Source organism: Vibrio sp. 10N.222.46.A1, from assembly GCF_041473595.1.
Taxonomy (GTDB): Bacteria; Pseudomonadota; Gammaproteobacteria; order Enterobacterales; family Vibrionaceae; genus Vibrio; species Vibrio tasmaniensis_A.
The window spans coordinates 1-321 of sequence record NZ_JBFRSN010001277.1 but is presented as its reverse complement, the minus strand read 5'-3'; the positions used below and the strand labels follow the sequence as shown (position 1 = coordinate 321).

At 44.9% G+C, this 321-nt stretch carries 1 protein-coding gene; it reads left to right on the top strand.

The window, feature by feature from the left end; translation table 11 throughout:
- On the top strand, positions 1-280 hold a 280-nt coding region (locus AB4496_RS25945), incomplete at its 5' end, for a nucleoside triphosphate pyrophosphatase (RefSeq protein ID WP_372132737.1).
- Positions 281-321 lie beyond the last annotated feature (41 nt).

The window sequence follows — 321 nt, the reverse complement described above, 5'->3', positions numbered from 1 at the left end:
CACTTTCTATACTGGGATAACGGTATGGAACAGCGAGACCAGTAAAGCTGACACGCGTCTCGACACCTTTGTTGTGCATTTCCGCGATTTAACTGAGCAACAGATCATTTCTTATGTTGAGAAAGAGCAGCCTTATTACTGCGCGGGCAGTTTTATGTGCGAAGGGTTAGGTATTGCATTGTTTAAACAGATGGAAGGTAAAGACCCAAACACGCTGATCGGCTTACCTCTGATCGATTTAGTCGATATGCTTGAGGCACAAGGAATGAACGTGTTGTAAGCGATACTTACCACTCTGTTGGAGATTCCCTACTCCTTCCT